Raw genomic sequence first — 11,654 nt, 5'->3', positions numbered from 1 at the left:
GAAAAACTGGCACATGCCAGTTAGTTAATCAAAAATTAAATATTCAATCTTAGATTCGAATATATGATGGAATAAAGCTATCACTCTACCTACTCCTACCACTGCAATCACTGTCCCTATTCCAACACCAATAATTTGATGAGTAATAAATAAACTAATACATAACGTGATACTTAAATTCATACAATCAAACAAATTTTTAGTTATGCCTACGCTTTTATCAAATCTTTCCGCTAAAGCTTGTACAATCCCATCTCCAGGATTCGGAACAATTTGCATACTTAATGACATTGCTGCACCTATTCCAGTACAAATTATCGCAAAAGTAAGTATTATAAAACGAATTCCTAAATTTTGTGAAGTTGGAATATATACAGTAAATATGTTCAATAAACGCGTAAATATTAAACTTAGCGGTAACTGTAATATGTCTGATGCAATTCTCTTATGATTTTTTAATCGAATATGAATTATAATCTGAACGAGGACAAATATGGTGTATACCACAAAAGTTAAATCTCCAAAATTTAATCCTGTAATTTGCGATATACTATAAGGCAACGATATTATTGGGAGTGACTCCTAGATTCGCCTTTGTATTTAAAGTTAGACCTAAAGCTAATATAAACATCCCAACCACATACACTAAAATTCGCAATCTTTTTTTATCCAATCAAACCATCCTTTCAAAAAAGCAATGTTATTCTATCAAAACTATTATATTCTGAACAAGTATATTTTGATATTCAAATATCCTAAAATCATCCCATTAATAAAAAGTCAGAAATATATTCCTGACTTTCATTCACTATGCGACAGCTTTAAATGCTTCATCCAAATCTTGAATAATATCATCGATGTTTTCACATCCAATACTTAAACGAATTGTATTTGAACGAATACCCTGATCTAGCAACTCTTCTTCTGTACATTGAGAATGCGTTGTAGTTGCTGGATGAATGACTAAAGATTTTACATCGGCAACATTAGCTAATAAAGAGAATAATTCTAGATTATCAATAAAATCTTTAGCCTTTTGTGCATCGCCCTTAATATCAAATGTAAAGATAGAACCTCCTCCATTAGGAAAATACTTTTTATACAATTCTTGTTGTTTAGGATCTGTAGAAACACTTGGATGAGACACACTTTCTACTTGAGGATGATTATTCAAATATTCAACAACTTTTAAAGCATTATAAGTATGACGTTCTACACGTAAGGACAATGTTTCTAATCCTTGTAAGAATAAGAATGCATTGAAAGGAGAAACCGTAGCTCCAGTATCTCTTAAAAGAATAGCACGTACTTTAGTAACGAAAGTCGCCGGTCCACATGCTTTTGTAAAACTAATGCCACGATAGCTTGGATTTGGTTTTGTTAATGAATCAAATTTTCCACTAGCTTCCCAGTCAAATTTTCCCCCATCAACAATGACACCACCAATGCTTGTTCCATGTCCTCCAATGAATTTTGTTGCTGAATGAACGACAATATCAGCTCCATATTCAATTGGTCTTACTAAATATGGTGTTGCGAAAGTATTATCCACTACTAATGGAATTTTATGTCTATGAGCAATCCTTGCGACAGATTCAATATCCACTACATCCGAATTTGGATTTCCTAATGTTTCAATATACAAAGCCTTTGTCTTTTCATTAATAGCATTTTCTACTTCTTTTTCATTAAAAATATCTACAAAGGTTGTTTGAATACCATATTGAGGTAATGTGTGTTCAAATAAGTTAAATGAACCACCGTAAATATTCTTTGCCGAAACAATATTGTCTCCATTTTGAGCTAAATTTAAAACCGTATAAGTAACTGCTGCTGCACCAGATGCTACGGCTAATGCGGCAACACCACCTTCAAGAGCTGCTATACGCTTTTCAAATACATCCTCAGTTGGATTGGTTAAACGACCATAAATATTTCCTGCATCACTCAATCCAAAACGTGCTGCAGCATGATCACAATTTCTAAACACATAAGATGAAGTTTGATAAATTGGAACTGCACGTGCATCAGTCGTTGGATCTGCTTGTTCTTGTCCTACATGAAGTTGTAAAGTTTCGAATTTGAAATTTCGTTGATCTCTGGTTATTTTTGTCATAATCATACTCCTTTATTACATACTATTCTTATATGTTTTGTATGTTAATGCAAAATGTTTATAATGTCAATAAAGAAATATTACATTTTTACATTTCGTTTACATTTATTACATTTTCAGCAAAAAAAAGACCGATACAAATGTATCAGTCCTTAGTTTTTATAAGTTTAATTAAGCGTCAATTTCAGTAACGTTACCAGCACCTACAGTGTGTCCACCTTCACGGATAGAGAACTTAGTACCAGTTTCGATAGCGATTGGAGCAATCAATTCAACGTTCATAACAACGTTGTCACCAGGCATTACCATGTCAGTTCCTTCTGGCAATGTAATTACACCTGTAACATCAGTTGTACGGAAGTAGAATTGAGGACGGTAGTTAGAAACGAATGGAGTGTGACGTCCACCTTCTTCTTTAGTTAAAACATAAACTTGTGCTTTAAATTTAGTGTGAGGGTGTACACTTCCAGGTTTAGCTAATACTTGTCCACGTTGGATTTGGTCACGTGCAATACCACGTAACAATGCACCAATGTTGTCACCTGCTTCAGCAACGTCTAATTGTTTGTGGAACATTTCCAAACCAGTTAATACTGTTTTTTGAGTGTCTTTGATACCAACGATTTCAACTTCGTCGTTTAAGTGAGCTTGACCACGTTCAACACGTCCAGTAGCTACTGTACCACGACCAGAAATTGTCATAACGTCTTCGATTGCCATCAAGAATGGTTTATCCATTTCACGAGCTGGATCTGGAATCCAAGTATCAACAGCATCCATCAATTCGTAGATTGATTCTTCGTATTTAGCATCTCCTTGAAGAGCTTGTAATGCAGAACCACGGATAACTGGAGTTTCGTCTCCGTCGAATCCGTATTCGTTTAATAATTCACGAACTTCCATTTCTACTAAGTCGATTAATTCTTCATCATCAACCATATCGCATTTGTTTAAGTAAACAACGATATATTTAACACCTACCTGACGTGCTAACAAGATGTGTTCACGTGTTTGAGGCATAGGTCCATCAGATGCAGCAACTACTAAGATTGCTCCGTCCATCTGAGCAGCACCAGTGATCATGTTTTTTACATAATCGGCGTGGCCTGGACAGTCAACGTGTGCATAGTGACGTTTTTCTGTTTGGTATTCAACGTGTGCAGTGTTGATAGTGATTCCACGTTCTTTTTCTTCTGGAGCACCATCGATTTGGTCATAAGCTTCAGCTTTAGCCATACCTTTTTTAGCTAATACTGTTGTAATAGCTGCTGTTAATGTTGTTTTACCGTGGTCAACGTGACCGATAGTACCAATATTAACGTGAGTTTTACTTCTGTCAAATTTTTCCTTAGCCATTTATAATTTCCTCCTAAATGCTAACATATTTCATACAATAAATATTGTATTTCAGAACCAAGCGAAAATCAACTAGTTTTCGCTTGAATTCTCTTTAATAATTTTTTCTGCAATACTCTTTGGAACTTCTGAATAGTGGTCGAACTTCATAGAGTAGTTTCCACGTCCCTGAGTAAAGCTACGTAAGTCTGTAACATATCCGAACATTTCTGACAATGGAACATGTGCACGAACGATAATGGCATTTCCACGTTCTTCCTGTTCAGTGATTTGTCCACGACGACTTGAAATGTCACCCATAACGCTACCTAAGTATTCACTTGGTGCAGTTACTTCTACGAACATAATTGGTTCTAGAATAGCAGGTTTACATTTCTTTCCAGCTTCTTTTAATGCCATACTAGCGGCAATCTTATAAGCCATTTCACTAGAGTCGACATCGTGGTATGATCCATCAAATAATGTAGCTTTGACATCGATTACTGGGTAACCTGCAACCATACCATTTTCCAATGCTGCTTCCAAACCTTCTTGAGTTGGTTTGATATATTCTCTAGGTACGCTACCACCAACGATAGCATCAACGAATTCAAATCCTTTTCCTTCGTTTGGTTCGAATTTAATCCATACGTGACCATATTGTCCACGACCACCTGACTGACGGATGTATTTTCCTTCACAATCAGCAGCCTGACGAATTGTTTCACGGTAAGCAACTTGTGGTTGTCCAACATTTGCTTCAACTTTAAATTCACGACGTAAACGGTCAACAATAATATCCAAGTGAAGTTCACCTACACCGGCAATGATTGTTTGTCCTGTTTCTTCGTTTGTATATGTTTTGAAAGTAGGGTCTTCTTCTGCAAGTTTTGCAAGAGCCAATCCCATTTTGTCTTGGTCAGCTTTAGTTTTTGGTTCCAAAGACAATTCGATTACTGGTTCAGGGAATTCCATAGATTCAAGAATGATTGGGTGATCTTCATCACACAATGTATCACCTGTTGTAGTAACCTTTAAACCAACTGCAGCAGCGATATCACCTGAATAAACTTCAGTGATTTCTTTACGTGCGTTGGCGTGCATCTGAACGATACGTCCGAAACGTTCTTTTTTATCTTTAGTTGAGTTTAATACATAGCTTCCTGCTTTTGCAGTACCTGAATAAACACGGAAGAAAGATAATTTTCCAACGAATGGGTCTGTAGCGATTTTAAATGCTAATGCTGAGAATGGTTGATCATCACCAGGGTGACGAACATCATCTTCACCATCTAATGTAGTACCCTTAATTGAAGGTACATCTAATGGACTTGGTAAGTAATCTACTACTGCATCCAATACTAATTGAACACCTTTGTTCTTATATGCAGATCCACATAATACTGGGAAGAAGTCACCATTACATACAGCAATACGTAATACACGTTTGATTTCTTCGATTGAAGGTTCTTCACCTTCTAATACTTGCATCATGAAATCTTCATCATAATCTGCTAAATAATCTAGTAATTTAGCACGGTATTCTTCCATAAGATCTACCATATCTTCTGGAACTGGGATTTCAGTGATTACACGACCATAATCTCCACTAAATTCGTAAGCTTTTCTCTTGATAATATCAATGATAGCTTCGAAGTCTGATTCAGCACCAATTGGTAACTGAATTGGACAAGATTTAGCTCCTAAACGATCGATGATTGTATTGCATGACATTAAGAAGTCAGCACCTGTAGCATCCATTTTGTTACAGAATACAATACGTGGAACGTTATATTCAGTAGCTTGACGCCAAACTGTTTCAGTTTGAGGTTCAACACCTGCTTTAGCATCTAATACTGTTACGGCACCATCTAATACACGTAAACTACGTTCAACTTCTACAGTGAAGTCTACGTGGCCTGGTGTATCGATGATATTGATACGGCATTCTTTACCAGTTCCATCTGTCTTTTTCCAGTGAGCCGTTGTAGCAGCAGAAGTGATTGTGATACCACGTTCTTGTTCTTGCTCCATCCAGTCCATTGTACTAGCTCCATCATGTGTTTCACCAATCTTGTGGTTTACACCAGAGTAGTAAAGAATACGTTCTGTTGTTGTTGTTTTTCCGGCATCGATGTGAGCCATGATACCGATGTTACGAGTTTCGTGTAAAGCATATTCTCTAGCCATATTTCTTTACTCCTTCTCTTACCAACGGTAGTGAGCATAAGCCTTGTTAGCTTCTGCCATTTTGTGAGTGTCTTCACGTTTTTTAACACTGGCACCAGTTCCATTAGAAGCATCAATAATTTCAGCTGCTAATCTCTGTTCCATTGTTTTTTCGTTACGTAAACGTGCGTAGTTTACGATCCAACGAAGTCCTAAAGTCAAACGACGTTCGTCGCTTACTTCAACTGGTACTTGGTAGTTGGCTCCACCTACACGTCTAACTTTCAATTCCAATTGAGGCATAACGTTTTCTAAAGCTTGTTCGAAAACCTCCATTGGTGCTTTTCCTGTTTTTACTTCTACGATTTCAAACGCGTTGTACAAAATAGTTTGTGCAACCCCTTTTTTACCATCAATCATGATTTTGTTGATCAAACGAGTAACCAACTTAGAGTTATAAATTGGGTCGACTAGTACGTCACGTTTCGCAATGTGTCCTTTTCTAGGCATCTAATTTCCTCCTTTCACGATTGATCTATTTCTTAGGTCTTTTAGTTCCGTATAATGAACGAGATTGTTTACGGTCATTTACACCAGCACAGTCCAAAGTTCCACGAACGATGTGGTAACGAACACCTGGTAAGTCTTTAACACGTCCACCACGAATCAATACAACACTGTGTTCCTGTAAGTTGTGTCCGATACCTGGAATGTAAGCTGTAACTTCCATACCATTACTTAAACGAACACGCGCATATTTACGAAGTGCTGAGTTTGGTTTCTTAGGTGTCATAGTACCAACACGTGTACAAACTCCACGTTTTTGTGGACTTGATAGGTTTGTTGGTTTAGACTGCAATGAGTTGTAACCACGGTTCAAAGCTGGAGACTTTGAAACGTTTTGACTGGCCTTACGACCTTTACGAATCAACTGGTTGATTGTAGGCATAAGATCCTCCTTTCAAAATTTTCAATTTCCAAGCAAACGAAGCCGGGTGGGTCTTGCCCATCCATTAAATATAGGCTCTTTTCAGAACCTATTTTCGCATGCAATATTAAGATACAGTATTCGAGATGATTTGTCAAATCTTTTTTATTGATTTTTTTATAATAAATTTTTATACGCATTCCCCATTCATTAAAGTATAATATAGACATGAATAGAGGTAAGTTTATGAAACACAAAATTGTATTTTTCGACATGGACGGAACACTTTATCAAACCGAAAATGACGTTATTCAAGAAAGCGCATTAGACGCTATACAGACACTAAAAGATAAAGGATATATTGTCTGTGCGGCTACTGGCCGTCCCTTAAATCAAATGAAACTTATATTACAACGTGTTCAATTTGATTATTATGTATTGATTAACGGAAGTTACATTCTAGACAAAGACTTTCAAGAAATCGGAAGCTACCCAATCTTACAAGGCAACGTGAATGACTTAGTCAATTTCAGCAAAAAACACGAAACCGGTCTAATGTTTCACTTTGGCGATGCTACATACATTTACAATAACTTTTACCCAATGTATGACTTCTGTAAATACTGTAACGTGCTAGATTCACTGTTCTATGACCCTAGTCAATCTTATCATTTAAGACACAAAGCCTTTAACGCCGTAGTTCTTACTAAAGATAAAAAATTAGTTGACCAATTCATGGAGACTCATCCAAATCTAAGAAACGATTTAATTAATGTTAAAACCGATGGATTCTGCTTTGATATCTTCAATGCTGATAATGATAAATCAAAAGGTATTGAAATGATTCTAGAAAAAACAGGATTCACATGGAAAGATGCCATCTGTTTTGGAGACAGTACAAATGATATCCACATGTTAAAGAAAGCCGATATTGGCGTCGCAATGGGAAATGCAAGTGATTTTGTAAAGAGCTATGCCAATTTTGCCACAACATCTACATACGATAACGGAATCTATAATGCAGTCACAAAAATATTAAAAGACGAATAAACATCTATAAAAGACATCACCCTAACTTAGAATGATGTCTTTTTTAATATCATAATAGTATCATTTAAATCCATATTCATTAAATGAACAGAAAAAAAGCCCTTATCCAAGGACAAAGGCTTCAATAACAAATTAAGCTTAAATTACTTAATTTCTACAGTAGCTCCAGCAGCAACTAATTTTTCTTTAATTGATTCTGCTTCTTCTGGAGATACGTTTTCTTTAATAGCAGCTGGAACACCATCTACTAATTTCTTAGCGTCAACTAATCCTAAACCAGTGATTTCACGTACGGCTTTGATTACAGCAACTTTTGTTCCACCAACATCTGTTAATGTAACAGTTACTTCGCTAGGTCCTGCAGCTTCTTCAGCAGCAGCAGCTGGAGCAGCAACAGCAGCAGCAGCTACTACACCAAATTTTTCTTCGATTGCACTTACTAAGTCGTTTAATTCTAAAATTGTTGCTTCTTCTAAATAAGAAAGAATTTCTTCTTGAGTTAATTTAGCCATTTTATTTTCCTCCTATAATTAATTACGCAGCAGCTTCTTCAGTAGCTGGTGCTTCTTCTGTTTTTACAGATCCGTTTTCTTTAGCTTCTGCCAATGCTTTAACAGTCATAGCAAATTTGATAACTGGAGCATTTAAGCAAGATGCGAATTTAGCCAACATACCTTCTTTGTTAGGTAATGCAGACAATTTTTGGATAGTAGCTTCGTCTACCATAGCTCCATCCACGATACCAGTTTTTAATACCAATGCTTCATGTTTTTTAGCAAATTTAGCTAATACACGAGCAGGAGCAACTGGATCTTTACCAAATGCCAATGCGTTAGGTCCAACTAAAGTTTTTGCGAAATCTTCGTGACCTAATTTTTCAGCTGCACGACGAGCGATTGCGTTACGGTAAACTTTGAATTCAACGTCTTCTTCACGCAAAGCACGACGAAGTTCTGTTACTTCCTTTACTGATAATCCACGGTATTCTACTAATACAATACTACTAGCAGATTCCATTTTTTCAGATAAGGCGATAACGTCAGCTTCCTTTTGTGCAAGGATGTCTTTGTTCATTCGATCCACCTCTTCTTTCATCTATTGTAACAATATTCAAAAGAAAAGCCCGCATCAAAGACGGGCTAATTGTGCAAAGTCAATGCATCATACCCTCGGTAACATTATTAAGCATACGCCGTTACTGTCTTTGGAATATTGATAACAATCTGTAGTTTAATTTATTTTACTAGATTTGTCAATTACTTAACGATTTCAACGTGGATTCCAGGACCCATTGTTGTTGAAACAACTAAGTTCTTCATGTATGCACCTTTAACAGTTGTAGGACGAGCCTTAGCAATTGTATTGAAGATTGCATTGAAGTTTTCAACTAATGCTTCATCTGTAAAGCTTGTTTTACCGATAGCTAAGTTGATATTTCCTTCTTTATCTACACGGTAAGTAACTTTACCTTTTTTGATTTCATCAATAGCCTTAGCAACATCCATTGTTACTGTACCAGTCTTAGGGTTTGGCATTAATCCTTTAGGACCTAAAACACGTCCTAAACGTCCTAATTGACCCATCATATCTGGAGTAGCTACCAATACATCAAAATCGAACCAACCTTTAGAGATTTTTTCGATAATATCTGCACCACCAACGAAATCAGCACCAGCAGCCTGAGCTTCTTTTTCTTTTTCGCCTTGTGCAACTACACAAACGCGTTGTGTTTTACCAGTTCCATTAGGTAATACCATTGCCCCACGGATTTGTTGATCAGCGTGACGAGGGTCTACGTTTAAACGGAAACTTACTTCAACACTTGCGTCGAATTTTGTTTTACTAGTTTCTTTAGCTAATTTAACAGCTTCTTCAATTGAATAAGTTTTTGAACGATCAACTAATTTAGCTGCTTCAGCATATCTCTTACTTACTTTTGCCATTATTGATGTTCCTCCTATTCAAATCCTTCAACCTTGATACCCATGTTACGTGCAGTACCAGCAACAATACGCATTGCAGCTTCTACATCGTTGGCATTCAAGTCTGGCATTTTGTACTCAGCAATTTCTTTTAATTGATCAACTGTAATTGTACCAGCAACTACTTTTTGATCTCCACTTGCTTTTTGTACGTTTGCTGCTTTTTTCAATAAGTTAGCAGCAGGTGTTGTTTTCAATACGAAATCAAAACTCTTATCTTCATAAGCAGTAATGACAACTGGAACAATATCACCTTTACGATCTTTTGTTGCATCATTGAAAGCTGTACAGAACTGAGGCATGTTGATACCAGCACTTGCTAATGCTGGACCTGGTTTAGCTCCACCAGCTTGGAACTGCAACTTACAAACTTTTGTAACTTTTTTCTTGCTCATAAGACGTTCCTCCTATATTTTGTCCTATGCTGTGGTAATACGAACAGTTACGCATTCTCCCACGCATGCCTAACTACTATACACCACTACATCCAGTGATGCAAGCGCATTTTAAAAAAAATAGAGAAAATCATTGATTCTCTCTAATCATTCACATCCTCCTTCATACGAAGAATTGACTTTTTAAACTTATCCATCTTCTTTTGAGCTCTTTTGTCATCATGATCATATACTTCACTTCTCAAATCATATTGAAAATCATAAATATCAGAACGAGTATCATACCATATATCATAAGCATCACTTCTTGCATCATACCAATCATCGTACGCGTCTGAACGTGCGTCATACCACTGCTCGTAATCAACAACATCATACGCAGCCTTAATGACTCCATCATAATATATATCATACATATCTTTTAGTGTCTTATCATATATATCATACATAGTCTTAGCCGCATCATCATAAATATACTCATATATACCACTCAAATCTTTGTATTTCACCTTATACGATGCATCTTCATTCATAACTAGTTCAGCATACTTATATGCATATTCTCTAAGTCGTATTGACAACAATTCCGTTTGTTTTAAAGCCTGGTCATAAAATGCTTTTACCTTATCTACATTTTTCGTATATGTATCAAAATCTGTAATTTTCTCACCCAATGCATTCCTTTCACTCTCTAACTTTTCCTTTGTATCCTCAACATCCTTTGATGCCATCTCCTCTATTTCATCAAGCGAAGAAGCAGATACCTCAATTACATTTACATTTACTTTCTTTACTTCAACATTCTGTGCAGTAGGCATAGCCCCACATCCGCAAAGAACGAAGCACAAACTTAAACACATCAACTTTTTCATTATTATTCACTCACTTTCCATAAGTAGCTATTAAAGCCGATAACTCACAACATTTTTCCTTTCCAAATATTTCTTCAAACCTTTCATCACACAATAAATACGTTTCAAACACCTGTACAAATATCTCTCTATCATTGCCTATTCCAAACCATTCATACAATTCATCCATTATTTTTTTATCACTTGTATTACATAACTTTTCCAAAAGCTGCAACATATCCATCAACACCCAAATATCTTTTGCTCTTTCAAACGGACTTACATATTGTATAAGCCCTAAATTATAGATTTCTTCAAAATTATTTGCACTCACTTTAAAACATGAAGGCATTTCCCCTGTAGTCTTAACTACATTTAAAAAATTGATTTTCCCTTGTAAATCTCTACACTTCTCATTCAAAGCCCTTAATCTTTTCTCACTCACCTCTCTTAAATTTGATCCACACAAAACTTCTTTGACATCATCCAAACTAAAGCCTAAACTTACCATTACCCTTATATTCCATAATTGAATCAAGTCATCTTCATCAAACTCTCGATCTTTTCCCTTTTCATTTCTTAAAATCACTCCTTTCTTTTCATATCTACGAATCATATTCCTTGTGATTGACATATGATCTTCAATCCATTTCACCTTATATTTCATAGTGCATGACTCCTTTTCCAATCTACAGCCTTGTTCCAAGAACAACGCAAGCAAAAAGTTATTTCTTCTACCCTCCTTCCACACTTTTTTGCCATAAGAGCCCTTGCAGATTTCGCGAACAAAAAAAGCGGCATAACGACCGCATTGAGTTTAAAGAATAA

The 11,654-nt window shown here is 36.1% G+C and carries 14 protein-coding genes and 1 other annotated feature; of the genes, 1 reads left to right on the top strand and 13 read right to left on the bottom strand.

Annotated elements, in window-relative coordinates; translation table 11 throughout:
• Window positions 1–24 precede the first annotated feature (24 nt).
• From EUBIFOR_RS13330 to rpsL, 7 genes are all read right to left on the bottom strand, one after another.
• Complete coding sequence (locus tag EUBIFOR_RS13330; RefSeq protein WP_003866304.1) at window positions 25–561, bottom strand: DUF6198 family protein; 537 nt, start codon at window positions 559–561, stop codon at window positions 25–27.
• Entirely contained in the window at window positions 551–646 is a 96-nt protein-coding gene (locus EUBIFOR_RS13600) for a DUF6198 family protein (RefSeq protein ID WP_482793269.1), read from the bottom strand. The genes EUBIFOR_RS13330 and EUBIFOR_RS13600 overlap by 11 nt, the downstream gene beginning before the upstream one ends.
• A 162-nt stretch (window positions 647–808) precedes the next feature.
• Entirely contained in the window at window positions 809–2,116 is a 1,308-nt protein-coding gene (locus EUBIFOR_RS11800) for an O-acetylhomoserine aminocarboxypropyltransferase/cysteine synthase family protein (protein ID WP_040466570.1), read from the bottom strand.
• Window positions 2,117–2,287: 171 nt separating this feature from the next.
• Window positions 2,288–3,472 carry an elongation factor Tu gene (tuf, locus tag EUBIFOR_RS11795; protein WP_003866301.1) on the bottom strand — a complete coding sequence of 395 codons (1,185 nt, stop codon included), beginning with the start codon at window positions 3,470–3,472 and terminating at the stop codon, window positions 2,288–2,290.
• A 72-nt stretch (window positions 3,473–3,544) separates the two neighbouring features.
• Window positions 3,545–5,641, bottom strand: a complete 2,097-nt coding sequence (fusA, locus tag EUBIFOR_RS11790) for an elongation factor G (protein WP_003866300.1) — start codon at window positions 5,639–5,641, stop codon at window positions 3,545–3,547.
• A gap of 18 nt (window positions 5,642–5,659) precedes the next feature.
• Window positions 5,660–6,130 carry a 30S ribosomal protein S7 gene (gene rpsG / locus EUBIFOR_RS11785; protein WP_003866299.1) on the bottom strand — a complete coding sequence of 157 codons (471 nt, stop codon included), beginning with the start codon at window positions 6,128–6,130 and terminating at the stop codon, window positions 5,660–5,662.
• A gap of 25 nt (window positions 6,131–6,155) precedes the next feature.
• Window positions 6,156–6,569 (bottom strand): 30S ribosomal protein S12, encoded by a 414-nt coding sequence (gene rpsL / locus EUBIFOR_RS11780; protein ID WP_040466569.1) that lies wholly within the window; start codon window positions 6,567–6,569, stop codon window positions 6,156–6,158.
• Window positions 6,570–6,794: 225 nt separating this feature from the next.
• Here rpsL and EUBIFOR_RS11775 point away from each other — a divergent pair, with 225 nt between their 5' ends.
• On the top strand, window positions 6,795–7,598 hold the full coding sequence (locus EUBIFOR_RS11775; RefSeq protein WP_040466568.1) for a Cof-type HAD-IIB family hydrolase: 804 nt from the start codon (window positions 6,795–6,797) through the stop codon (window positions 7,596–7,598).
• A gap of 143 nt (window positions 7,599–7,741) precedes the next feature.
• On the opposite strand, the gene rplL is transcribed toward EUBIFOR_RS11775, so the two are convergent.
• The 6 genes from rplL to EUBIFOR_RS11745 form a co-directional block, all read right to left on the bottom strand.
• Window positions 7,742–8,110, bottom strand: coding sequence for a 50S ribosomal protein L7/L12 (rplL, locus tag EUBIFOR_RS11770; protein ID WP_003866295.1), 369 nt, complete (start codon window positions 8,108–8,110; stop codon window positions 7,742–7,744).
• Between the two features lie 22 nt (window positions 8,111–8,132).
• Window positions 8,133–8,672, bottom strand: coding sequence for a 50S ribosomal protein L10 (gene rplJ, locus EUBIFOR_RS11765; RefSeq protein ID WP_040466567.1), 540 nt, complete (start codon window positions 8,670–8,672; stop codon window positions 8,133–8,135).
• Between the two features lie 32 nt (window positions 8,673–8,704).
• Window positions 8,705–8,824: a sequence feature (ribosomal protein L10 leader region), on the bottom strand.
• A gap of 30 nt (window positions 8,825–8,854) precedes the next feature.
• Window positions 8,855–9,541 carry a 50S ribosomal protein L1 gene (gene rplA, locus EUBIFOR_RS11760; protein ID WP_003866293.1) on the bottom strand — a complete coding sequence of 229 codons (687 nt, stop codon included), beginning with the start codon at window positions 9,539–9,541 and terminating at the stop codon, window positions 8,855–8,857.
• Between the two features lie 14 nt (window positions 9,542–9,555).
• Entirely contained in the window at window positions 9,556–9,975 is a 420-nt protein-coding gene (gene rplK, locus EUBIFOR_RS11755) for a 50S ribosomal protein L11 (protein WP_003866292.1), read from the bottom strand.
• A 143-nt stretch (window positions 9,976–10,118) separates the two neighbouring features.
• On the bottom strand, window positions 10,119–10,847 hold the full coding sequence (locus tag EUBIFOR_RS11750) for a hypothetical protein (protein WP_147349293.1): 729 nt from the start codon (window positions 10,845–10,847) through the stop codon (window positions 10,119–10,121).
• A gap of 10 nt (window positions 10,848–10,857) precedes the next feature.
• Window positions 10,858–11,493, bottom strand: a complete 636-nt coding sequence (locus EUBIFOR_RS11745; protein ID WP_003866290.1) for a MerR family transcriptional regulator — start codon at window positions 11,491–11,493, stop codon at window positions 10,858–10,860.
• Between the last annotated feature and the right edge of the window lie 161 nt (window positions 11,494–11,654).

Origin of the sequence: Holdemanella biformis DSM 3989 (assembly GCF_000156655.1) — a bacterium.
GTDB classification, from domain to species: domain Bacteria; phylum Bacillota_I; class Bacilli_A; order Erysipelotrichales; family Erysipelotrichaceae; genus Holdemanella; species Holdemanella biformis.
The sequence above is the reverse complement of the archived record's forward strand: the minus strand, read 5'-3'. Positions and strand labels throughout refer to the sequence as shown.